The organism is Sphingomonas lutea (assembly GCF_014396785.1).
Lineage (GTDB): Bacteria > Pseudomonadota > Alphaproteobacteria > Sphingomonadales > Sphingomonadaceae > Sphingomicrobium > Sphingomicrobium luteum.
The window spans coordinates 118,200-140,951 of record NZ_CP060718.1 but is presented as its reverse complement, the minus strand read 5'-3'; the positions used below and the strand labels follow the sequence as shown (position 1 = coordinate 140,951).

The 22,752-nt window shown below is 65.8% G+C and carries 21 protein-coding genes and 2 pseudogenes; 11 read left to right on the top strand and 12 right to left on the bottom strand.

Annotation, left to right across the window (positions count from 1 at the left end; translation table 11 throughout):
* The first annotated feature begins 92 nt into the window (after positions 1–92).
* Positions 93–578 carry a winged helix-turn-helix transcriptional regulator gene (locus H9L13_RS00700; RefSeq protein WP_187538148.1) on the top strand — a complete coding sequence of 162 codons (486 nt, stop codon included), beginning with the start codon at positions 93–95 and terminating at the stop codon, positions 576–578.
* Here the strand turns inward: H9L13_RS00700 and rpoZ are convergent, their stop codons facing one another.
* A complete protein-coding gene (gene rpoZ / locus H9L13_RS00695; RefSeq protein ID WP_187538146.1) occupies positions 579–920 on the bottom strand; it encodes a DNA-directed RNA polymerase subunit omega in 342 nt (113 codons plus the stop codon).
* A 100-nt stretch (positions 921–1,020) separates the two neighbouring features.
* Between rpoZ and H9L13_RS00690 the strand changes: the two genes are divergently transcribed.
* Positions 1,021–2,193, top strand: coding sequence for a phospholipase D-like domain-containing protein (locus H9L13_RS00690; protein WP_235091030.1), 1,173 nt, complete (start codon positions 1,021–1,023; stop codon positions 2,191–2,193).
* Here H9L13_RS00690 and H9L13_RS00685 read toward each other — a convergent pair.
* A complete protein-coding gene (locus tag H9L13_RS00685) occupies positions 2,190–2,819 on the bottom strand; it encodes a class I SAM-dependent methyltransferase (RefSeq protein ID WP_187538144.1) in 630 nt (209 codons plus the stop codon). The genes H9L13_RS00690 and H9L13_RS00685 overlap by 4 nt on opposite strands.
* 183 nt (positions 2,820–3,002) lie before the next feature.
* Here H9L13_RS00685 and H9L13_RS00680 point away from each other — a divergent pair, with 183 nt between their 5' ends.
* Positions 3,003–4,304 carry an MFS transporter gene (locus H9L13_RS00680; RefSeq protein ID WP_187538143.1) on the top strand — a complete coding sequence of 434 codons (1,302 nt, stop codon included), beginning with the start codon at positions 3,003–3,005 and terminating at the stop codon, positions 4,302–4,304.
* Here H9L13_RS00680 and H9L13_RS00675 read toward each other — a convergent pair.
* The 3 genes and pseudogenes from H9L13_RS00675 to H9L13_RS00665 form a co-directional block, all read right to left on the bottom strand.
* Positions 4,301–6,615 (bottom strand): annotated as a pseudogene (locus H9L13_RS00675) (CDC48 family AAA ATPase). The gene H9L13_RS00680 and the pseudogene H9L13_RS00675 overlap by 4 nt on opposite strands.
* A gap of 15 nt (positions 6,616–6,630) precedes the next feature.
* Positions 6,631–7,392 carry an SDR family NAD(P)-dependent oxidoreductase gene (locus tag H9L13_RS00670; RefSeq protein ID WP_187538141.1) on the bottom strand — a complete coding sequence of 254 codons (762 nt, stop codon included), beginning with the start codon at positions 7,390–7,392 and terminating at the stop codon, positions 6,631–6,633.
* Between the two features lie 137 nt (positions 7,393–7,529).
* Positions 7,530–7,985, bottom strand: a complete 456-nt coding sequence (locus H9L13_RS00665) for a peptidylprolyl isomerase (protein WP_187538139.1) — start codon at positions 7,983–7,985, stop codon at positions 7,530–7,532.
* Between the two features lie 118 nt (positions 7,986–8,103).
* On the opposite strand from H9L13_RS00665, the gene mgtE reads away from it, so the two are divergent.
* Both mgtE and H9L13_RS00655 read left to right on the top strand, forming a co-directional pair.
* The gene (gene mgtE / locus H9L13_RS00660; protein WP_187538137.1) at positions 8,104–9,516 is read left to right on the top strand and encodes a magnesium transporter; all 1,413 of its coding nucleotides are present in this window, start codon (positions 8,104–8,106) and stop codon (positions 9,514–9,516) included.
* A 39-nt stretch (positions 9,517–9,555) separates the two neighbouring features.
* Entirely contained in the window at positions 9,556–9,951 is a 396-nt protein-coding gene (locus H9L13_RS00655; RefSeq protein ID WP_187538135.1) for a DUF1489 family protein, read from the top strand.
* Here H9L13_RS00655 and H9L13_RS00650 read toward each other — a convergent pair.
* A complete protein-coding gene (locus H9L13_RS00650) occupies positions 9,948–10,271 on the bottom strand; it encodes a GNAT family N-acetyltransferase (protein ID WP_187538133.1) in 324 nt (107 codons plus the stop codon). The two genes, H9L13_RS00655 and H9L13_RS00650, sit on opposite strands and share 4 nt — an antisense overlap.
* Before the next feature lie 75 nt (positions 10,272–10,346).
* On the opposite strand from H9L13_RS00650, the gene H9L13_RS00645 reads away from it, so the two are divergent.
* Complete coding sequence (locus tag H9L13_RS00645; RefSeq protein ID WP_187538131.1) at positions 10,347–11,021, top strand: CADD family putative folate metabolism protein; 675 nt, start codon at positions 10,347–10,349, stop codon at positions 11,019–11,021.
* On the opposite strand, the gene H9L13_RS00640 is transcribed toward H9L13_RS00645, so the two are convergent.
* Positions 11,018–11,722 (bottom strand): GIN domain-containing protein, encoded by a 705-nt coding sequence (locus H9L13_RS00640; protein WP_187538129.1) that lies wholly within the window; start codon positions 11,720–11,722, stop codon positions 11,018–11,020. The genes H9L13_RS00645 and H9L13_RS00640 overlap by 4 nt on opposite strands.
* Before the next feature lie 36 nt (positions 11,723–11,758).
* A complete protein-coding gene (locus tag H9L13_RS00635) occupies positions 11,759–12,490 on the bottom strand; it encodes a head GIN domain-containing protein (RefSeq protein ID WP_187538127.1) in 732 nt (243 codons plus the stop codon).
* A 736-nt stretch (positions 12,491–13,226) separates the two neighbouring features.
* Between H9L13_RS00635 and H9L13_RS12970 the strand changes: the two are divergent.
* Both H9L13_RS12970 and H9L13_RS00625 read left to right on the top strand, forming a co-directional pair.
* Positions 13,227–13,526: pseudogene (locus tag H9L13_RS12970) on the top strand (toll/interleukin-1 receptor domain-containing protein); the annotation flags it as partial.
* A 235-nt stretch (positions 13,527–13,761) separates the two neighbouring features.
* Positions 13,762–15,090 (top strand): tetratricopeptide repeat protein, encoded by a 1,329-nt coding sequence (locus tag H9L13_RS00625; RefSeq protein WP_235091027.1) that lies wholly within the window; start codon positions 13,762–13,764, stop codon positions 15,088–15,090.
* A gap of 127 nt (positions 15,091–15,217) precedes the next feature.
* Here H9L13_RS00625 and H9L13_RS00620 read toward each other — a convergent pair whose 3' ends face one another.
* Complete coding sequence (locus H9L13_RS00620) at positions 15,218–15,751, bottom strand: CarD family transcriptional regulator (RefSeq protein WP_187538121.1); 534 nt, start codon at positions 15,749–15,751, stop codon at positions 15,218–15,220.
* A 163-nt stretch (positions 15,752–15,914) separates the two neighbouring features.
* Entirely contained in the window at positions 15,915–16,997 is a 1,083-nt protein-coding gene (dinB, locus tag H9L13_RS00615; RefSeq protein WP_235091025.1) for a DNA polymerase IV, read from the bottom strand.
* Between the two features lie 243 nt (positions 16,998–17,240).
* Here dinB and sucC point away from each other — a divergent pair, with 243 nt between their 5' ends.
* From sucC to H9L13_RS00600, 3 genes are all read left to right on the top strand, one after another.
* Positions 17,241–18,446 carry an ADP-forming succinate--CoA ligase subunit beta gene (gene sucC, locus H9L13_RS00610; protein ID WP_187538118.1) on the top strand — a complete coding sequence of 402 codons (1,206 nt, stop codon included), beginning with the start codon at positions 17,241–17,243 and terminating at the stop codon, positions 18,444–18,446.
* 137 nt (positions 18,447–18,583) lie between these two features.
* Positions 18,584–19,333, top strand: a complete 750-nt coding sequence (locus H9L13_RS00605; protein WP_187538116.1) for an electron transfer flavoprotein subunit beta/FixA family protein — start codon at positions 18,584–18,586, stop codon at positions 19,331–19,333.
* A complete protein-coding gene (locus H9L13_RS00600; protein WP_187538114.1) occupies positions 19,330–20,259 on the top strand; it encodes an electron transfer flavoprotein subunit alpha/FixB family protein in 930 nt (309 codons plus the stop codon). The genes H9L13_RS00605 and H9L13_RS00600 overlap by 4 nt, the downstream gene beginning before the upstream one ends.
* Here the strand turns inward: H9L13_RS00600 and H9L13_RS00595 are convergent.
* Together H9L13_RS00595 and H9L13_RS00590 are read right to left on the bottom strand one after the other, a co-directional pair.
* Positions 20,256–21,737 (bottom strand): M20/M25/M40 family metallo-hydrolase, encoded by a 1,482-nt coding sequence (locus H9L13_RS00595; RefSeq protein WP_187538112.1) that lies wholly within the window; start codon positions 21,735–21,737, stop codon positions 20,256–20,258. The two genes, H9L13_RS00600 and H9L13_RS00595, sit on opposite strands and share 4 nt — an antisense overlap.
* On the bottom strand, positions 21,737–22,726 hold the full coding sequence (locus tag H9L13_RS00590) for a histone deacetylase family protein (protein WP_187538110.1): 990 nt from the start codon (positions 22,724–22,726) through the stop codon (positions 21,737–21,739). Before H9L13_RS00590 ends, H9L13_RS00595 begins: the two co-directional genes overlap by 1 nt.
* Between the last annotated feature and the right edge of the window lie 26 nt (positions 22,727–22,752).

Genomic DNA, 22,752 nt, shown 5'->3' with positions numbered 1-22,752 from the left:
TGCAAGTGCGAAAGGTCGATGCGCGCCTATGCCGGCTGTTTTTCAGCGCCCGCTTATGCTTTGATGGGAATCGCCGAGTGAGTGAGGAGCCTATGTCGTCCGACATCGACGCGTTCCGGGAATCGGCTCTGTCCTGTCCCATTCCCGCAGCTGTCGAGCTGGTCGGTGAAAAATGGGCGTTCCTGATCCTCCGCGGGGCTTTCAACGGGCTTCAGCATTTTGAGCAATTCCAGGCGGGGCTGGGAATCGCCCGCAATATCCTTTCGGACCGGCTTGCAAAGCTCGTTGCCGGCGGGGTGCTCGAACGCCTTCCGGATCCGGGTGACCGACGCAGGATCGTCTATTCGCTGACCCGCAAGGGCGAGGAACTGTTGCCGGCCTTGATTGCCATCCGCCAGTGGGGCGAAGCCTGGGGACATGGCGAGCCGGATATCGTCCTCGCCGACAATCGCGACGGCCTTCCGGTCCGCAGGATATGCGTCCAGGCGCACGACGGGCGTGAGCTCAAACTTGGCGATTTGACCTGGGCTTATCGCGACGAGAAGAAACGGCAGCAGCTGACCACTGCCGCGCAGTGATTACTCGTAGTCGCCGCCCGACGGGCTGGGGCGCGGTGGGGCGGCCGCGGTCAGGCGGAGCGCTTCGGCGGCATCGCTCAGCGACGCCAGCTCCTCGGTCTCGTCCTCTTCGTCGATCCGCACCTTCTGCAGGTTGGTCACGATCGATTCGTTGAGTTCCTTGGGGCGCACCGTCTCCTCGGCGATCTCGCGCAGGGCGACGACCGGGTTCTTGTCGCGGTCGCGATCGATGGTGAGGTCCGCGCCGCCCGAAATCTGACGCGCGCGCTGAGCCGCGAGCAGGACGAGGTCGAACCTGTTCGGAACCTTATCAACGCAATCTTCAACCGTAACGCGCGCCATTCGTCGCCTCGCAAGCAATTCCCGAAGCGGGAATATGGGATGTCAGGAAGGGCGCGCCAATAGCTTGCGGCCACTCGAAAAGTCAACGAAAGCGGACGCGATGGCCAAGGTCGTTCCCAAGGCGCCGGCCACCGGCATGCTCACTGCAGAGGTGGGCGGCAACGCGCTGACCGTCATTGAGAGCGGCGAGGCGCGCCTTGAACGCCTGCTCGCGCTGATCGCCGGCGCGACGAGCCACATCGAAATGCTCTTCTACATGTTCAACGCGGACCGCAGCGGGCGCGCGGTGCGTGACGCGTTGACTGCAGCGGCGAAGCGCGGCGTGGTGGTCAAACTGCTGATCGACGGCTTCGGATCGGGCGCGCCGTCCGAATTCTTCGACCGCCTCGGCCTCGCCGGCGGGCAGTTCTGCGTGTTCAACCCGGCGATCGGGCGCCGCTACCTGCTGCGCAACCACCAGAAGCTGGTGATCATCGACGACCGCGTCGCGCTCATTGGCGGCGCCAACATCGACAAGACCTATCTGCAGGACGATGGCCCGCAGCATTGGCGCGACCTGTGGATGACGATCGAAGGGCCCGCGGTGATCTGCGCGTCAGAATATTTCGATTCCTTGTTCCGCTGGACGCACCGCAAGAACGGCAGCTTGCGGTCATTGCGGCGGATGGTCAGTCACTACAGCCAGTGGCGCGGCCCGGTGCAGTGGAAGTTTTCCGGGCCGATGAGCGCCAAGAACAGCTGGTGGCGAAGCATTGGCCGCGACATCCGGCGCGGCAAGAGCCTCGACATGGTCTTCGCGTATTTCGCGCCGCCGGGGACGATGCTGCGGCGCATCGGCCGCCTGGGGCGCCGCGGCCACGTCCGGATCGTCACCGCCGCCAAGTCCGACAATAGCGCGACGATCGCCGCCTCGCGCCATACCTACAGCCGGCTGCTTCGCCGGCACGTCTGCATGTACGAATATCAGGCGGCCAAGCTGCACACCAAGCTCGCGGTGGTCGACGACGTGGTCTACATCGGCTCGTCGAACTTCGATTACCGCAGCCTCTACATCAACCTTGAAGTGATGCTTCGGGTCAAGGACGCCAAATTTGCCGAAATGATGCGCCGCTTCATCGACCGGGAAGTGGCGGACAGCAAGTGGATCACGCCCGAAGGCCACAAGAGCCGCTCCAACCCGTGGCTGCGGATCAAGTGGGCGGTCTCATATTTCCTGGTCAACGTGCTCGATTACACCGTCACCCGCCGCCTGAATTTCCGCTTCGAACGCTAGGCGCGATACGCCCAGAACAGGGTGGCCGGCGGCACGTTGACCCATTCGAAGCCGCGCTCGATCCGTTCGAAATGCGGGTCGATGAACTCCTTCACCTTGGGGCTGAACTGATAGACCAGGAAGGCGCCGCCAGGGCGGATCACGCGCGATGTCGCTTCGGCAATGTCGTCGCCAATGCCCGGCGGCAGGGTGGAAAAGGGCAGGCCCGAAAGCACGTAATCGGCCTTGCCCAGCCCGCGCTCCTCAAGGATCGTCTCCACGTCCGACGCCGACCCGGTGACCGGGACAAGCCGCGGGTCGTCGATCGATTCGCGCAGATATTTGGTGAAGTCGGCATTGGTGTCGATCGTCACCAGCCGCGCGTCGGGGCCCATGCGGTCGAGGATCGGGCGGGTGAAGGTGCCGACGCCCGGCCCATATTCGACGAACAGCCGCGTATTGTCCCAGTCCACCGGTCGCAGCATGCGCTCGATCAGCACCCGGCTCGACGGGATGATCGATCCGACCATCACCGGATTCTTGAGGAAGCCGCGCAGGAACTGCCAGCGCGGGCTCGGCGAACGGCGATCGCGCCGGCGGTCGAGACGCCGGTGGCCTTTCAAGGATCGCGCAGTCGTCGGCGGCATGGAAGCTCCGTGGGAACGAGGGGAGGGCGAGCGTTGGCAAAAGCCCGGCGGCTTGGCAAGGTTCCGGGCGACCGCCTGCTTTTCTCATCCGGCATTGCGATCCCGGGCTTGATCCGGGGGAAGCAATCCATGCCCGAACGCTAATGGATTGCTTCGTCGCGCCGCTCCTCGCAATGACGCCCGATGGCTTCCATCGCGCGCGACCGGGGAGTCGGCGCAAGCGCGCTGACCACGACCCATTTCCTGTTGCTCTACGCCGCAATGCTCGTCGCTGCGGCGGGCAACACCGCCTTGCAATCGGTCATGCCCGCGATCGGCCGCGCGGTCGGGATCGCCGATTTCTGGGTGGCGATTGCCTACACCTGGTCGGCGATCCTGTGGGTCGCGCTCGCGCAATATTGGGCGGAACGCAGCGACCGCCACGGGCGCAAGGCGCTGACCATCCTTGGCGTCGGCGGCTTCATCGTGTCGATGCTGCTGTGCGGGCTGGCGCTGCTTGCCGGGCTCCATGGGCTGATCGGCGGCGCGCTGACCTTCGGCCTGTTCGCGATCTTCCGCGCCATCTACGGCGCGCTCGGTTGCGCGACACCTTCGGCGACGCAGGCCTATCTGGCATCGAAGACGCGGCGCAGCGGGCGCGTCGCAGCGCTTTCGGCTCTGTCCTCCTCGTTCGGCCTGGGCACGATCATCGGTCCCGCCGTGGCGCCCTTGTTCGTCCTGCCCTTCGTCGGCTTGTCGGGCCCCTTGTTCGCCTTTTCCGCGATCGGGATCATCGTCGCCGCGGCGATCCTGGTGTGGCTGCCCAACGACCGCCACGGCCGGCGCGTCGGGCGCGGGGCAGCGATGAGTTATCCGTCGCTTGCCACGCCGCCGACCGGGGCCAGCGTCGTTGCCGCGACCTCCGGCCGGTCGCGCCGCCGCCTCAAGTGGAACGACCCGCGCATTCGCCCGTGGATCGTTGCCGGGGTCGTCGCCGGCCACGCCCAGGCCGCGATCCTGACCTGCCTCGGCTTCTTCGTCATCGACCGGCTGCAGCTGACGCCGCGCGGCTCGGAAGGGCCGATCGCGATCGTCATGGTCGCCGGCGCGGCGGCGACGCTGGCGGCGCAATGGGGCTTGATCCCACGCCTCGCGCTCAAGCCGCGCGCCCTCATCCTGGTCGGCGCGCTGATCGCCGCGGCCGGGCTGTTCGGGACCATCCTCGCGCGCGACCTGTACGGCATCACCATCGCCTTCGCGCTATCGTCGCTCGGCTTCGGGTTCACGCGCCCGGGCTTTACCGGCGGCGCCTCGCTTGCCGTCCCGCTGGCCGAACAGGGCGCGGTCGCGGGCGTCATCACCTGGGCCAATGGCATCAGCTTCGTGTTTGCGCCGGCACTCGGCATCAGCCTCTACACGCTGCACCCCGACGTTCCGTTCGCGCTGTGCGGCGGACTGCTCGTGGCCTTGTTCGCCTGGGCCCGCGCGGCGCTGACCAACGCTTAGGCCGGCGGTTTCCCGCCCGTCTTGGGGCGCAACATGCCCGGAAGAACGAAGCCGATCCCGCCCAGCGGCCGCGTCGCTTCGCTCTTCAGCGTCGCCTGGATGCGTTCATATTCCTCGAGCATTTCGGGCGTTACCGACGCGCGCGTTTCAAGCAACGCGGCCTCGAAATCCGCCTGGCTGACGCTGCCCGTGTCGAGCCCGCGGCGAAGCGCGGTGAGGCCCGCGCGGCGCACCAGGTCCTCAAGGTCGGCGCCGGTGAACCGCTCGGTTCGCCGCGCCAGCGATTCAAGGTCGACGTCCTTGCCCAGCGGCATTGCCTTGGTGTGGATCGCCAGGATCCGCCGCCGCCCCGCCGTGTCGGGCGTGCCGACATAGATCAATTCGTCGAACCGCCCCGGCCGAAGCAGCGCCGGGTCAATCAGCGTCGGCCGGTTGGTCGCGCCGATGACGACCACGTTCTGCATCTCCTCGAGCCCGTCCATCTCGGCGAGGATGGTGTTGACCACGCGCTCGGTCACTTGCGGCTCGCCCAGGCCCCGCCGCGCGCCGGAACCAGGCTGTCGAGCTCGTCGATGAAGATGATCGTCGGCGCCACCTGCCGCGCACGGTTGAACAGGCGCGCGATCTGCTGCTCGCTCTCGCCGTACCATTTGCTGAGGAGGTCGGACGATTTGGTGGCGATGAAATTGGCCTCGGCCTCGCGCGCCGCGGCTTTGGCCAGCAACGTCTTGCCCGTGCCCGGCGGACCATAAAGCAGGAACCCCTTGGCCGGCCGAATGCCCAATCGCCGGAATGCCTCGGGATGCTTGAGCGGCAGCTCGACGCCCTCGCGCAGCCGGTCGCGCGCTTGATCAAGCCCGCCGACATCGTCCCAGCGGATCTGCGGTGCCTCGACCATCACTTCGCGCATCGCCGACGGCTGCACGCGCTTTAGCGCATTGTCGAAATCCTTGAGCTCGACCGACAGCGCATCGAGCACCTCGGGCGGGATCGCTTCTTCGGCCAGATTGATGCGCGGCATGATCCGCCGCACGGCCTCCAGCGCCGCCTCGCGCGTCAGCGCGGCCAGGTCGGCGCCGACGAAGCCGTAGGTGCGCTTGGCCAGCCCATCGAGGTCAATGTCGGGCGACAGCGGCATCCCGCGCGTGTGGATGCCCAGGATCTCGCGCCGCCCCGGTTCGTCGGGAACGCCGATGACGATCTCGCGGTCGAACCGGCCCGGCCGGCGAAGCGCTTCGTCGATCGCCTCGGGCCGGTTGGTGGCGGCGATGACGACGAGGTTCTGGCGCGGCTCGATCCCGTCCATCAGCGTCAGCAGCTGCGCGACCAGCCGCTTTTCAGCCTCGCCGGTGACCTGGTCGCGCTTGGGCGCGATCGAATCGATCTCGTCGATGAAGATGATCGACGGCGCGGACTTGGCGGCCTCCTCGAAAATCTCGCGCAATCGGCGCTCGCTCTCGCCATAGGCCGACCCCATGATCTCCGGCCCGTTGATCGAAAAGAAGCGCGCCGCGGCCTCGTTGGCGACGGCCCGTGCCAGCCGCGTCTTGCCGGTGCCGGGCGGGCCGTGCAGCAGCACGCCCTTGGGCGGGTCGACGCCCAGGCGCTGGAACAGCTCGGGGTGGCGCAGCGGAAGCTCGACCATTTCGCGCAGCGCGTCGATCGTGTCGCGCATGCCGCCCAAATCGTCATAGGTAACGTCGGCGCGGCGCTGGCCATCCTTGGCGGTATATTCGGGAAGAAGCTCGACGACCGTTTTGGCGTCGATGTGGACGATGCCCTTGGGCACGGTCTGCGCCACCACCATGCGCACTTCCTGAAGCGCGAAGGCCGGGGCGTTGAGCAATTGCCGGATGGAATCGGGCATGTCGGCATTGACCCGCTGGTGTCCGGTGGTGGCGACGGTGTCGCCTTCGGTCAGCGGCCGGTTCTGGAAGCTGCGCTTCAGCGCATCGGCCGACCCTTCCAGCCGCATATTGGGCTGCGCGGGCGCAAAGACGATCCGCGTCGCCGGCTTGGACTGCGCCTTGCGCACCTCGACGAAATCGCCCGACCCGACGCCGGCGTTGGCGCGCTGCAGGCCGTCGACGCGGATGATGTCGATGCCCTCGTCCTGGTCATAGGGGCGAAGCGCGATCGCCGGGGTCGATCTTTTGCCGATGATCTCGATCACTTCGCCTTCGCGGATGCCGAGCGCTTCCATCAGCTTGACCGACAGCCGGGCGAAGCCGCGACCGCTGTCCCCAGGTGACAAGCTGCCGATCTGGACCTTGCGCGAATCGGCGCGGTCGATGGTGTCGGTATCTGGCATAAAAGCTCCGATTCCTTAGTCTTTGATCGCGCCGGCGATCCGGCGCAGCCACGAACGCGGCAGGAAGCGCGTCGCTTGCGCCCCGATCTTGTTGGTTACGCCGGTCACGGCGACGGCGCGGTTCGCTTCAAGCGCTGCAATCCCCTTGGCGACAACGTCGTCGGCCGTCATCGATATCCGCTCGAACGCCTTGCCGAGCCGGTTGCCGAAGCCTGCGACGTCGCCGAACTCGGTCCGCGTCGGTCCCGGGCACAGGCAGCTGACCTTGATTCCATGCGGCCGCAATTCCTCGTGCAAAGCCTCGCTGAGGCTCAGGACATAGGCCTTGGTTGCGAAATAGACCGCCATCCCCGGGCCGGCTTGGAATGCCGCGGTCGACGCGACGTTGAGGATCGCGCCGCGCCGCCGTTCGATCATCCCCGGCGCGACTGCGCGGCATAGGTCGGTCAATGTCGCGATATTGAGGTCGATCATCTCGCGCAGCCGCCGCGGATCCTGGCTCGCGAACCGGCCCCACAGGCCGAAGCCGGCATTGTTGATCAGCGTGTCCACTTGCTCGCCCGCGGCTTCGATGTCGGCCATCAGCCGCGCGGCTGCGTCCGGCTCGGACAAGTCGATGGCGACGGCGCGGGCATTGCCCAGCTCCGCCGCCAGCGCCGCGATCCGATCCTCCCGCCGCGCCACCAGGACAAGCTTCTGCCCGCGTCCCGCCAGCTGCCGCGCGAATTCGACGCCCAGCCCGGCGGATGCGCCGGTGATGACGGTGACGGGGGTCATGGCTGAGCTAATGCTCCTTCGATACGCCGCTTGTCGCGGCTACTCAGGATGAGCGGAAGAGAGTGCACTCCCAAACCCGCTCATCCTGAGTAGGGACTGAGCGAAGCCGAAGGCCCGTATCGAAGGACCGCCAGCACCTAGCCCACCGTCGCCTTGACGATCTTGCCGGGTTCGCGCGGCGGTTCGCCGGCGGGCAGCGCATCGACATGCTCCATGCCGCTCTCGACCTCGCCCCACACGGTATATTGTCCGTCGAGGAAGAAGGCGTCGGCGTTGCAAATGAAGAATTGGCTGTTGGCACTGTCGGGGTCGCCCTTGCGGGCCATCGACACCATGCCGCGCTTGTGCGGCTCGCGGCTGAATTCGGCCTTGAGATCGGGCAAGTCGGACCCGTGCATGCCGGTGCCGGTCGGATCGCCGCCCTGGGCCATGAAGCCCGGGATGACGCGGTGGAACTTCACATCGTCATAGAATCCGCTGCTGGCGAGCTCGGTGATACGCTGGACGTGGGCGGGGGCCAAATCGGGCCGCAGCTTGATGACGACATCGCCGCCGGTGGACAGGGACAGGGTCAAGCGGTCGGCATCGGCCATGAGGAACACTCCATGTAAAGAAAGGTCGAGGCGGCGATTTAGGGATGCCGCCGCGCTTGCGCCAGAGCAGCCCGCCCCATAGGAGGTCGGCACACCGTTAAAGTCCAAGGGGAGCGTCATGAGCGAGAGCGAGCATATCGCCGCCGCACCCCCCGGCGATCCCGCGACTCACATGGACAATGAAGATCGGCTCCGTCCCGAGTTCGTCGCTCGAGTGCTTGACGCCGTCGCGGCGGGCGATGTCGCGACGGCGCGCGATCTGGTCGAGCCGCTCCATCCCGCCGACGTCGCCGATTTGATCGAGCTTGCCCGCGCCGACGAACGCGACGGCCTGGTCGCTGCTCTCGCCAACCTCGTCGACGCCGACGTCTATGCCGAGCTTAACGATTTCGTCCGCGAAGACCTGCTCGACGAAATGGAGCCGCAGCAGGTCGCGGACATCGCCGGCCAGCTTGAAACCGACGACGCCGTTGCGCTGATCGAGGATCTCGACGCCGACGACCAGCAGGCGGTGCTCGAACGCATGGAGCCCGACGACCGCGCCGCGGTCGAGGAGGCGCTTGGCTATCCGGAAGAATCCGCCGGCCGCCTGATGCAGCGCGACGTGTGCGCGGTGCCCCAGCATTGGAACGTCGGCAAAGTCATCGACTATCTTCGCTCGACCGCCGAATTGCCCGATGATTTTTGGGAAGTGTTCGTGGTCAGCCCCGATCACCATCCCGTTGGCACCTGCAAGCTGTCGACCATCCTGCGCACCAAGCGCGACCGCCCCGTCAGCGAAATCATGGTCGAGGAGCAGACCCTGATCCCGGTCGACATGGACCAGGAAGATGTCGCGCTGCGCTTCCAGAAATATGCTTTGGTCTCGGCTGCGGTGGTCGACGGGCAGGGGCGGCTGGTCGGCATGATCACCGTCGACGACATCGTCCACATCATTCAGGAGGAAGCGAGCGAGGACGTCCTGCTTCTGTCCGGCGTCGGCGACGAGGGCGACATCAACGAGCCGATCCGCGCCGCCTATAAGGACCGCGTCCGCTGGCTCATCGCCAATCTCGGCACGGCGATGATCGCGGCGTTCGTCATCTCGCGCTTCGAAGGGACGATCGAGCGGCTGGCGATCCTTGCCGCGCTGATGCCGATCGTCGCTGCGATCGGCGGCAATGCGGGCACGCAGGCGCTCGCCGTCACGGTACGCGCGCTCGCCACCAACCAGCTCACCGGCTCCAACCGCTGGCGCGCGGTGGGGCGCGAGGTCAGCGTCGCGGTGCTCAACGGGGCGACCATCGCCGTGCTGCTCGGCCTCGGCGTATGGGCGGTGCTTGGCAGCGAGACGCTCGGCCTGGTCATCGCCGCGGCGATCTTCGTCAACATCATCGTCGCCGGGTTCGCCGGCGTGCTCGTGCCGCTGACGCTCGACCGCTACGGCGCCGACCCCGCGGTGGCGAGCAGCGTGTTCCTTACCACCGTGACCGATTCGATGGGTTTCCTCGCCTTCCTCGGGCTTGCGACGCTGGCTGGCCTGGGCCGCTAAACCATTGCGATTCCTTGGCGTGGCCGCCATTTTGAACGCGTGCCGTCCCTCCACCTGACCAAGGTCGCGTTCAGCTGCGCCAGCGTCGAGACGCTGCAGCGCCGAATCGCCAAGCGCGCCGAAGGTGGGGAGCTCAAGGTCGCGACGCGCTTCCGACCCAAGCGCGCCGATGAACTGATCGGCGGCGACCTCTACTGGATCGTCAAGCACCGGCTCGTCGCGCGCCAGCGCATCCTGCGCTTTGACCCGCGCAAGGATGGGCGCATTGACATCGTCTGCGCGGGCGATCTTGAGGTGATCACCCCGATCCCCAAGCGCGCCCATCAAGGCTGGCGCTATTATGAGATCGACGGCGTGATCGCAGATGACGACAGCGGCGCGGGCGAACTGCCGCCGCGGATGTACGCCAAGCTCGCGGGGCTCGGCCTGGTCTAGTCGGGCAGCCCCAGGATCTTGCGGTAATGCGGGACCAGCAGGTCCTGCACCTCGGCATGCTTCTTCATGTAAGCGGCGAAGAAGGGGCAGGTCGGGATGACTTCCAGACCGCGCTCACGCGCGCTCGCCAGCGCCGCCTCGATCAGCGCGGTGCCGACGCCCTGGCCTTCGTGGCTTTCCGGCACCTCCGTGTGCGAAAACATGATCTTGCCCGCCATCAGATTGTATTCGGCGATGGCCACCGCGCCGTCGCCAAGGTCGATCTCGAAGCGCTTGCGCTCGGGATTGTCGCGGACGTCCCATTTGCTCTTGTCGTTCACCCGCCTGCACTCCACTTGTCCGCCGCAAGCGTCACCGGTATCGGCAACGCGGATGATCAACAACTGGAGGCCCGCATGACCCTGGCAACTTCAACCGCGATCGACGCGAAGGTGGCCGACCGCGCCATGCTCAGCCATCCCTTCTACCAGGCGTGGACCGAAGGCCGCCTGCCGATCGCCACGCTGGCCGATTATTCGCGCCAATATTTCCATCATGTCGAAGCCTTTCCGCGCGCGGTCAGCGCGGTGCACAGCGCCTGCCCCGACCGCGACGGCCGCCGCATGCTCGCCGAAAACCTTGCCGAGGAAGAAGGCATTGAGGCCGGAAAGCAGGACCACGCCTCTTTGTGGCTGATGTTCGCCGCCGGCATCGGCGCGGACGAAGCGTCGGTGAAGTCCGCGAATCTCAATCCGGAAACGCAGGCGCTGATCGACACTTTCCGCAAGCTCTCGCGCCAGTCCTACGCCGCCGGCCTCGGCGCGCTCTACGCCTATGAAAGCCAGTTCCCCGGCGTCGCGAGCGCCAAGATCGAAGGGCTGATCGACCGCTACGGTATCAAGGACGAGGAGACGCTGCGCTTCTTCCGCGTCCACCAACATGCCGACGTGGAGCATAGTGCGGTGTGCCGCGACCTGCTCGACCGCCTGCCCGAAGCCGACAAGGCCGAAGCCGTCGCGGCGGGCGAGGAACTTGCCGGCGCGCTGTGGAATTTCCTCTCGGGCGTCGAGCGGACGGCCGCGCTGAACTAGCGTGTTTCCTTGCACCCGCTGACGCTTGCCGATCCGGCAAGCTTGGCGGTGCAGGCGGGATTGCCGCTCAGGCTGATTGTCGCCGGCCCGCTGCCGTCGATCTTGACCGCGTTGGTGACGTGCGCCTTGACCGTCGCCGCGCCTTCCGCGCCAACAGTCGCGTCCTTGACGATGAGGTTGGCCGAATCGAGCGTCGAGATGCCGCGCACCGTGGTCGTCATGCGCGCCGCCTTGCCGGCGATGATCGCCGCCGCGGTGCCGCTGACCGCGACCTTCAATTGATCGACGTCGGCGCGGTCGATCTGCATCGCCCCCGACCCCTGCACCGACGCGTCGAAGCTCAACCCCTTGACCTTGTCGATCTTGAGCGTGCCCGCGCCGTTGAGCCAGGCCGACGTCAGGTCGTGCGTGCCAAGCTCGATCGTCGCCGGGGTGAAGTTGCCCCCGCTGACGCTGCCGCCCCACGCGCTGCTCGATCGCACGACCAGGGTGCGGCCCTCGACGGTGATCGCCACGCGATCCACCGCATCGGCCGTGCCGACCGCGCGCGCATATGGCGCGACGCCCGTCGCCAGGCGGACTCGAAATGGCCCCTCGACGCGGATCCGGTCATAGCCGGACAGGCCGAAGTTGCGGGTCGCGGCCTGTGCTTGCGGCGCAAGCACTGCGGCGATGAGGAGGGCGGGAAGGCAGAAGCGCATGGCCTGCCTTCTCGCGCCACCATGGTTAAGACCGGTTTAAGAACAGCGGACGTTGCCCGACCCGGCCTTGCTGACCGAACATTTGGCGCCGCCCGTCACTTCGACGTCGCCCGATCCCATGATGCTGACGTCGGCCGATTTGCTGGCGTTGGCGCGGATTCCGCCTGATCCGGCGATCGACACTTCCAGATCCTCGGTCGCCAGTGCGCCGGCATCGACGTCGCCCGATCCGGCGATCGAATATTCGGCGCGCCGCGCCTTGCCGCCGCGCGCATTGACCCCGCCCGATCCCGCAATGCCGAGCTTGAGGCGCCCGACCTCGATCGAATCGACGCGCAGGTCGCCCGCGCCCGCGATCTGGCCTTCGAACTCGTCGCCGCGCACGGCGTTGATGTTCATGTCGCCCGCGCCCGCCAGCGTCGCCGCGCGGATCATCGGCACGCTGATCGTCAGCGCGCCCTTGCCGCCGATGTTCCAATTGCCACCACCGAACCAGTTGCGGCCTTTCTTCGGCCGGACGACGAGCGTGTCGCCCCGAACCTCGACCTCGAGCTTATCGATCAGATTCTGGTTGCCGCGCGCGCTGACGCTTGGTTGCCCGCCGGTCTTCACGTCGACGTCGAACGGCCCCGCGACCTCGATCTCGGAAAAATTGCCGACGGGAAAGGTGCGGGACACGACCGGCCCCGCCTCTTCGCTACGATCGCGCCCGCAAGCGGAGGTGGCGGCGGCGGCGCCGATTAGGACGATAGCGAGGACCTTGCGCATGACGGATCTCCAGACTGTATTAGCAACACAATACACCGGTATTGCGGCAGGGTTCAAGAGGAAAAAGAAAGTGGCCGCTAGCGTCCGCTTTCGACCCATTGCAGACATTCACCATGCTGAAAGGATGCGGTGCCACAGTCGCACTGTGACGGGTGCAAGGTCAGCTTTGATGATTGTCGCTTTGGCGGTGGCTGGCGCCGCTCCGGCGAGCGCTTGTATCATTCCCCCCCGCCCGCTAGCGCGATGCTGAATATCAGTTGGGATGCTGTGGTTGTTGGCGTCGTGGAACATGCGGAATATACCACGCCAGAGGCATCGAGCCTGCCCGCCGCAGACCGGCCTTGGCAGGGTACCGCCACAGCGCTTCTCTCGGTCGAGGGTTCAATTCCCTCGAACAAGATTCAGTTCGGAGACAAAGGGGACGCGGAGATTGTCCCTCTCTGTGGTGAATGGCCGCGCTACGAGGCGCCGCGCCGCGGTGAGCAATGGGTGTTCTATTACCGGCGCAGAGGATCGGCCCTTGAGCTGGGGATGTTCCGGCCACTGGGCTATGCCGTGCAACACGATAGGCGGTTCCGATCTACGAAAAGCAACCCCTAGCGTCCGCTTTCCACCCATAGCGGACATTATCACTCGTGCCAGCCCAACGCTGAAGGCCCGCTAGTGCGCGCTTGGCGGTGGTCACCTTGCTCCCCTGACTGTTTGCAGGCACGATCAAGAGCCAGAGGGGCTGCTCATGGCCAGCGTGTTCTTAAGCTACGATCACGAGGACGTCGCTCGCGCGACGCGCATCGTCTCAGCGCTCGAGAATGCGGGCCATTCAGTGTGGTGGGACCGCCACATCCATGGAGGCGCTGAATTTCAAAGCGAGATCGAAAAAGCCGTCGAGGAAGCGGATGCAGTCGTTGTGATGTGGTCTGGGCGATCCATCAAGTCCACCTGGGTGCGCGATGAAGCCGCGGAGGGTCGAGACGCGGGCAAGCTGATCCCGGTGCTCATCGAGCCGGTGAAGCCGCCCATGGGCTTTCGCCAATTTCAGACGATTGACCTATCGGACCGGCGGCGGGCCGCCGGACCTGCACAAGTGGATGAGCTGCTACGCGCAGTCGCGAAAATGACTGCGACCGCGTCTTCACTTCGAGTGGCGCCGAAGGCTCCCGAAACGGGGCATAGACCGGCGCGCTGTTCTGGCTGGCGGGGCGACCATCGTCGGGATCGGCGCATGGGCGTTCCTGAAGCGCGAGGCGGCGGATGCACCAGACAGCATCGCCGTGCTCCCGTTCGCCAACCTGAGTGGCGACCCGCGCCAAGCGTATTTTGCCGACGGCATGGCCGGAGAAATCAGGAACACGCTAATGCGGATTGGCGGCCTCAAGGTTGCGGGCAGCACATCGTCCGCCGCAGTTCGCGAGGATGACGCACCGACTGCAGCGAAGAAGCTCGGCGTCGCGAACATCTTGACGGGGAACGTGCGCCAGACGCCCTCGACCATCCGCGTCACGGCCGAGCTGATCGATGGCCGTACGGGTCTCGCCAAATGGTCGCAGAATTACGATCGGACACCCGGCGACGTGATCAAGGTTCAGACGGACATCGCCGAAAATGTTGCCCGCGCTCTCGCAGTGGCGCTGGGGGCAAGCGCCATAAGAGCGCTTGCAGCCGGAGAGACCGCCAACGTTGCTGCCCAGCAGCTCGCGTTCCAAGCACGGGAGCTGAGCTATCAATTCACCGAATCGGACTTTCATCGCAGCCTGCAACTGATCGACAAAGCAATCGCGATCGATCCCAATTACGCGCGCGCCTATGCACTAAAGTCCTTCTTCGCGAGCAATTTGGCCGGCTTTGGAACTACACCCGCCGACGGGGCGAAGTACCTTCGGGAGGCCGTGCAACATGCGAGAAAAGCGCTTTCGATCGCGCCGAACTTGCCGATCGCGCGATCCGCGCTCGCCTACGCGTATCAGCTCAGTTTGCGGCTACGCGAAGCGATGCATGAACACAGGATCGCGTTTTCGCTCGCCAGCGGCGATCCCGATGTGATCCGCAACTACGGATGGACTAGGAGCACAGTCCTCGGCGAGACGAAGGAAGGCCTCCGGCTTGTCGACGAAGCACGCGCGCTCGATCCTCTCAACTCGGCCTCACATTCGGCCCACGCTGACGTCCTGTTTGATGCACGCCGTTATGCGGACGTAGTCAGTTATTCACTCCAGGTGAGACGAGAATCGCCCGAGCTGTTCAAGTTAAAGCACTTGCTCGGGCACGCGCTTCTGATGCTCGGGCGAACTAGGGAAGCGGCTCTCGCTTTCGGAGGAAACATTGTTGGGGAGGCGTTGCTTGCGGCCAGGAGCGGCGAGCGCGATCTTGCTTTTGCCAAACTCGCGCAGATGCGCAGCCGTGACGGGGACATGGCGAGCTTTCAATACGGCCGCATCTTGGCGGAGCTGGGCGACAAGGACGCTGCATTCGACGCATTGGATCGTGCGTGGGATATCCGGGATAGGGGGCTGGCGGGGTTGAAGACCGACCCATACCTGGACCCGTTGCGCATCGATCCCCGCTACGCGGCGCTGCTTCGCAAGATGAACTTTCCCGCTTGAGGGGGAGGCAAAAGCCTAATGTCCGCTTTCCACCCAAAGCTGACATTGCTCCGTTTCCGCGCCCCAAAAGAAAAGGGCGCGCCGGTTAAGGCACGCCCTTCGCTTTTCTCAATCGTAAGGCCGAAGCTTACGCCTCTTCCTTCACCTTGTGATGGATCAGCGCAGCCTTGTTCAAAATCTCGAGGATCTTGGCCAGCGCGGCCTTCTCGTCGGTCTGCTCCATCGCGCCGAGTTCGCGCGCCAGGCGCGAGCTTGCGGCTTCGAAGATCTGCCGTTCCGAATAGCTCTGCTCGGGCGCATCGTCGGGGCGGAACAGGTCGCGGGTCACTTCGGCGATGCTGGTCAGGTCGCCCGAATTGATCTTGGCTTCATATTCCTGGGCGCGGCGGGACCACATGGTGCGCTTGACCTTGGGCTTGCCGGTCAGGGTTTCGAGCGCGTCCTTCATCGTCTTGTCCGACGACAGCTTGCGCATGCCGACGCTGTCCGCCTTGCCGACGGGCACGCGCAGGGTCATCTTTTCCTTTTCGAAGCGAAGAACATAAAGCTCGAGACGGGTCCCGGCGATTTCGGTGCTTTGCAGTTCGACGACGCGGCCCACACCATGCTTGGGGTACACAACATAATCACCAACGTCGAAGCTGAGCGCCTTACTAGCCATTGCGATCCTTTCCAGTTTCAGCGGCAGAGCCGGCACATCCGTGTCGCCCCCCAAAACGACCGATGGTCGTGGCTCGCAGCCGATTTCGTGGCTTTCCCTTGAACTTAAGGCCGCTGCTGAATCGCTCGCGGCCCCGTGTGACAATTATATAGCAGATAAACGCTCAAATTGCGAATCCGAGCTGGCGGGCCGCCGGCGCGTCGGGATCGCCCAGATTGTGCAGGCCAAGCCCGAGCAGGCGAATGCCCTTGGGCAATGGGTAGAGCGCCTGCAATAACGCCTGCCCGGTGGCGACGAACGCGGCCTGGTCGGGCACCGGCACGGCAAAGCTCTTCGACCGCGTGATCAGCTCGAAATCGGCATATTTGACCTTCAGCGTCACCGTTCGTCCGGTAACTTCGGCGCGCTCGATCCGCGTCCAGGCATAACCCGCGACGCGCTCGACCTCGGCCGCCAGCCGTTCCGGGTCGCGCAGATCCTCGTCGAAGGTGCGCTCGGCGCTGACCGATTTGTACGGCCGGTCGGGCTTCACTTCGCGCTCGTCGATGCCGTGGGCAATGCGCCAATACCAATCGGCCGAACTGCCGAAATGCGCCTGCAGCTGGGGCAGCGTCCACGCCTGCAGATCGGCGCCGGTGAGGATGCCGAGCCGCTCCATCTTGCGCGCCGTCACCGGCCCCACGCCGTGGAACCGCGCGACCGGAAGCGAGGCGACGAACTCCGGCCCTTTCTCGGGCGTGATCACGCACAGCCCGTCGGGCTTGCGATGGTCGCTCGCCAGCTTGGCGATGAACTTGCAGTAACTGACACCGGCCGAAGCGGTCAGCCGGCACTCCTCGCGAATCCGCCGGCGGATGTCCTGCGCGATCGCCCGCGCGCTGCCCAGGCCGCGGCGGTCCTCGGTGACGTCGAGATAGGCCTCGTCGAGGCTGAGCGGCTCGACCAGCTCGGTATAGTCGAGGAAGATGGCGCGGATCTGCTGGCTGACCGCGCGATAGACGTCGAAACGCGGCTTGACGAAGATCAGCTCGGGGCATTTGCGCTTGGCGGTGACCGACGGCATCGCCGATCGCACGCCGAACGGCCGCGCTTCGTAGCTTGCCGCCGTCACCACTCCGCGATGCCCGCCACCGACCGCCACGGGCTTGCCGCGGAGCGCCGGGTCGTCGCGCTGTTCGACCGACGCGTAGAAGGCGTCCATGTCGACATGGATGATCTTGCGTAGGGGGCGGGAATCGTCGGCCACGTGGCAATTTCCTGTCCTACACGACCAGCCTGAGTCTAGGCTCTTCGCAATGCCCCGCGCCTGTCCGACTCTTCCGCCCGTTAGCGCCCCACGGCCCAGGGTGCGGTCTGCTCGCGCGCGTGATGAGTGCGACCTTCGTGCGACCTTCCGCTTGAAAAAGCCGCATGACTGCGACTTTCGAGTGACCTTCCGCGCTTCCGCCCGGCTTTGCACGGGCAGCGCAATCTGCTTTAGGGCCGCGCAATGAACATCCACGAATATCAAGCCAAAGAGCTGCTCGCGAAGTACGGCGTCCCGGTCCCGGCCGGCCATGCGGCGATGAGCGTCGACGAAGCGGTCGCCGCGGCGGGCAAGCTGCCCGGGCCCTTGTGGGTGGTGAAGTCGCAGATCCATGCCGGCGGGCGCGGCAAGGGCAAGTTCAAGGAACTCGGCCCCGACGCCAAGGGCGGCGTCCGGCTTGCGCATTCGGTTGATGAAGTCCGCGCCCATGCCGAAGAGATGTTGGGCAAGACCCTGGTCACGATCCAGACCGGCCCCGACGGCAAGCAGGTCCAGCGCCTTTACATCACCGACGGCGTCGACATCGCCAAGGAATTCTACCTCGCGCTCCTGGTCGACCGCGAAACCGGCCGGATCGCGATCGTCGCCTCGACCGAAGGCGGCATGGATATTGAAAAGGTCGCTCACGACACGCCCGACAAGATCGAGACCTTCACCATCGATCCCGCGACCGGGCTGATGCCGCATCACGGCCGCGCCGTCGCTGCTGCGCTCGGCCTCACCGGCGACCTCGCCAAGCAGGCGACGCGGGTCCTCGCCAAGCTGTACGACGCCTTCGTCGGCACCGATGCCTCGCAGATCGAAATCAACCCGCTGGCGATCACCGACCAGCAGCAATTGATGGTGCTCGACGCCAAGATCGGCTTCGACAGCAACGCCGCCTTTCGGCATCCCGAGACCGAGCAGCTACGCGACCTGACCGAGGAAGAGCCGATGGAGATCGAGGCGTCGAAGCACGACCTCGCCTACATCAAGCTCGACGGCAACATCGGCTGCATGGTCAACGGCGCCGGCCTCGCCATGGCGACGATGGACATCATCAAGCTGGAAGGCGGAGAGCCCGCCAACTTCCTCGATGTCGGCGGCGGCGCGTCGAAGGAAAAGGTCACCGCGGCATTCAAGATCATCCTGTCGGACGCGTCGGTGAAGGGCATCCTCGTCAACATCTTCGGCGGCATCATGAAGTGCGACATCATCGCCGAAGGCATCGTCGCCGCGGCGCGCGAAGTGTCGCTCAACGACCCGCTCGTCGTTCGCCTCGAAGGCACCAATGTCGCCGAGGGCAAGGCGATCCTCGCGAACAGCGGCCTTCCGATCATCTCTGCCGACGATCTGGGCGATGCGGCTCGGAAGATCGTTGCCGAAGTGAAGCAGGTGGAAATGGCGTGATGTGTGCTTCGAGACGCCGGTTCGACTGCGCTCACCGGCTCCTCAGCACAAGCGGGCATTTGGGAATCCGTTGGTCCTGAGGAGGGACTGAGCGAAGTCGAAGGCCCGTCTCGAAGGACCGGGCAGGGAGTGAAGGAATGAAGCTACTCGTCGCCGTCAAACGGGTGATCGATTATAACGTTAAGCCGCGGGTCAAGATGGACGGCTCGGGGGTCGATCTCGCCAACGTCAAGATGAGCATGAACCCGTTCGACGAGATCGCGGTCGAAGAAGCCATCCGCCTCAAGGAAAAGGGCGTCGCGACCGAGATCGTCGCGGTGTCGATCGGCCCGGCCAAGGCGCAGGAGACGCTGCGCACCGCGCTCGCCATGGGCGCCGACCGCGCGATCCTCATCCAGACCGATGACGAGGTCGAGCCGCTCGCCGTCGCCAAGATCCTCGCCAAGGTCGTCGAGGAGGAGCAGCCGCAGATGGTCGTGCTCGGCAAGCAGGCGATCGACGACGACAATAACGCCACCGGACAGATGCTCGGCGCCCTGCTCGGCTGGCCGCAAGGCACGTTCGCGTCGAAGGTCGAACCGGGCGAGGGCCAGGTCAACGTCACCCGCGAAGTCGATGGCGGGCTCGAGACGGTGCAGCTCAAGCTGCCCGCGGTGGTCACCACCGACCTGCGCTTGAACGAACCGCGTTACGCCTCGCTGCCCAACATTATGAAGGCCAAGTCCAAGCCGCTCGCGACCAAGTCGCCCGCCGATTACGGCGTCGACACCGCGCCCCGGCTGAAGACGCTGAAGGTCGTCGAACCCGCCAAGCGCCAGGCGGGGATCAAGGTGGGCTCGGTCGACGAGTTGGTCGACAAGCTGAAATCGATGGGAGTTGCCAAGTGAAGACGCTGGTCCTGGTCGAACATGAAGGCGGGCAGATCAAGGATGCCACGCTCGCCGCGGTGACCGCCGCCGCACAGCTTGGCGAAGTCCATCTGCTGGTCGCGGGCGCGAACGTTGGCGCGGTCGGCGACGCGGCCGCCAAGATCGCCGGCGTGGGCAAGGTCCATGTCGCTGACGATTCCAGCCTCGAACATGCGCTGGCCGAAAATGTCGCGCCGCTCGCTGCCAGGCTGATGGCCGATCATGACGCCTTCGTCGTCCCCGCGACCACCACCGGCAAGAACATCGCGCCGCGCGTCGCCGCCTTGCTCGACGTGATGCAGATCACCGACATCCTCTCGGTCGAAAGCGAAGATACCTACACCCGCCCGATCTACGCCGGCAATGCCATCGCCACCGTCCAGTCGTCGGATGCCAAGAAGGTCATCACCGTGCGCGGCACCGCTTTCGACAAGGCGGCGCGCGAGGGCGGTTCGGGAACGGTCGAGCAGGTCGGCGGCGCGGCCGACAGTGGCCAGTCGAGCTTCGTCGGCATGGAAGCCGCCAAGTCCGGCCGCCCCGAACTGACCAGCGCCAAGATCGTCGTCTCGGGCGGCCGCGCGCTCGGCAGCGCAGAGCAATTCCATGCGCTTATCGACCCGCTCGCCGACAAGCTCGGCGCCGCGGTCGGCGCCAGCCGCGCGGCGGTCGACGCAGGCTATGCGCCCAACGACTACCAGGTCGGCCAGACGGGCAAGATCGTCGCCCCGGAAGTCTATGTCGCGGTCGGCATCTCGGGCGCAATCCAGCATCTTGCGGGAATGAAGGATTCCAAGGTCATCGTCGCCATCAACAAGGACGAGGAAGCCCCGATCTTCCAAGTCGCCGACATCGGCCTGGTCGGCGACCTGTTCAAGATCGTGCCGGAACTGACCGAGAAGCTTTAGCGCATCCGAAGAACGTCGGCGGTAACGTCGATCGCCCGGTAGAGATTGCCGAGCCGCAGATTCTCGTCCTCGGCATGCTGGTTGTTGTCATGGTTGGCCAGCGTCAGGGAGACCGTCGGCGCGCCCAACGTCTCGCGGAAGATGTAGAGCGGCAACGAGCCGCCGAGCGAGGGCAGGACGACGGCGCGGTGTGGCCGCGCTGCTGCGACGACGCTTTGCGCCAACGGATCGTCGAGCGGGGTGCGCTCGGCATTGTAGCCCGCGCCGACGGTGACGGTGGCGATCCTGGTGTGGGCGCGGCGCTCGTCCAGCGTCGGCGCGCGGTCGAGGACGTGGAAGCCCTGGGCGCGGATGTGGCGGATCAGCTTGTCGACCTGGCGCTTGACGTCATTGCCCTTGACCAGCCGCAGGTCGAGCGTGGCCGCGGCGGAGGTCGGGATGACGTTGCGGGCCTTGTCGCCGACATCGGCGGCGCGGATGCCGTTGATGTTGAGCGAGGGCTGCTGGATCGCGTCGAGCAAGGCGGTGCCGTTGCCCTCGGTCCAGCCGAGGCCGAGCTCGGCCTTGAGCTGCGCATCGGCGGCGGGGACGGCGCGGATCGCGGCGCGCTCGGCCTCGGTCAGCGGCACGACATCGTCATACCATCCGGGCACGGTCACTCGCCCACTTGCGTCCTTCATCGAGGCGAGGAGCTGCGACAGGACCATCGCCGGGTTGGGCACCCAATTGCCGTAATGCCCGCTGTGCAGCGGCCGCACCGGGCCGTGGACGACAATGTCGACATTGACGTCGCCGCGAACGCCGAGCGAAACCTGCGGCGCGCCGCTCGGATGGGCGGGTCCGTCGATGATCACCCAGCCGTCCGACTTCAGCGTGTCGCGATGCCTGGCGAGCAGGGCGGCGAGGTTGGGCGAGCCCATTTCCTCTTCGCCCTCGAAGAAGATCTTGAGGTTGAAGCCGGGCTGTTCGCCCTTCGCCTTGAGCTGGTCGACGGCGGCCAGGATGGCCATTACGCCAAGCTTGTCGTCGGACGCCGAGCGGCCATAGACCCGCCAATCGTCATCCACCTTTTGGCCCGCGGCGGGGAAAGCGATCGGCTTGCCGCCGCGGTCGGGACGGTCGGAATAAAGCTTCGGCGTGAACGGCTGCGTCGACGTCCAATCTTCCGGCGTGACCGGCTGGCCGTCATAGTGGGCGTAAAGCACGAGCGTGCGCTTCGCCCCGGGAACCCGCCACTCGCCGTAGATCGCCGGCGGGACCTTGTTGTCGGCACCCTCGAGCAATCGTGGGGCGAGGCCGCGCCTGGCCATCATCGCCATGATATGGTCGGCGTTGCGGCGGATGTCGGCAACGTCGGTGGCGACGTTGGGGATGGCCAGCAGCGCCTGATATTCGGCCAGGATCGCTGCGCGGTCCGCGGCCTGCGCCGGTGCGGCAAGCAAGCCAGCGGCAGCCAGTCCCAACCATGCGTGCTTCATCAAAACCCCCCAAGAAATTCGGCCACGTTGGCACCCAGGGCATCGATCGCATAGCCCCCTTCCATCAGGATGACCGTCGGTACGCCAAGCGATGCGATCCGCCGCGCCATCGACCCATAGTCGCCGGTCTTGAGCTTGAAGTGGCTGATCGGGTCGGTTTCGTGCGTGTCGGCGCCGTAGGAGACGATCAGCAATTCAGGCGCCCGCTGCTCGATCCAGTCGATCGCCTGGATCAGCGCCGGTTGGTAGGCCGTCCAGTCGGTCCCGCGGGGCAGCGGCAGGTTGAGGATGTTGCCGCGGCTTTCGTCGGCGTGGCCCCAGTAGAAGGGGTAATCTGTCGCCGGGTCGGCGTGGATCGAGACGAATGCGATCTCGTCGCGCCCCGCCATCATGTCCTGCGTCCCGTTGCCGTGATGATAGTCGACATCGAGGATCGTGACGCTGCGTTTGCCCGCCGCGATCGCCGCGTCGGCGCAGATCACGGCGCTGTTGAGGTAGGAATAGCCGCCGCAATAATCGGCGCCGGCGTGGTGGCCGGGCGGCCGGCACAGGGCGAACGCAGCGCGCTCACCGCCCGTCACCGCCACGAGCGCGGACAGCGCCCCTTGCGCGCTCCAATAAGCGGCGGTCCAGGTTTCGGGGCCAATTGGCGTCGCGGTGTCGAAGCTATAGCGGCCGAGCAGCGCGTCGATGCGGTCGAGCTTGAGCGCGCGGCGCCGGACGACGGGAAAGGTGTAGGGGAACGCATCGCCGTCCCGGCCCGCCGCCTGCCAGCGATCGTTCGCGCTGCGCAAGAATTGGAGATAGCCGCCATCATGGGTCCGGGCGATCGGATCCAGACCGGCGTCCGCCGGCGCGTCCGTCCGGCCGATCGCCGCAAGGATCGCATCCACGCGCTTCGCCTGATCTGCGGCCGGGTGGAGAGCGCCGTTGAAGAATTCCTGCAGCGGATCGTGCAGTCGCTGACGTTCGTCCCAAAAGCAGCGCATCGGACCCTCCGTTTTTGCCCACAATG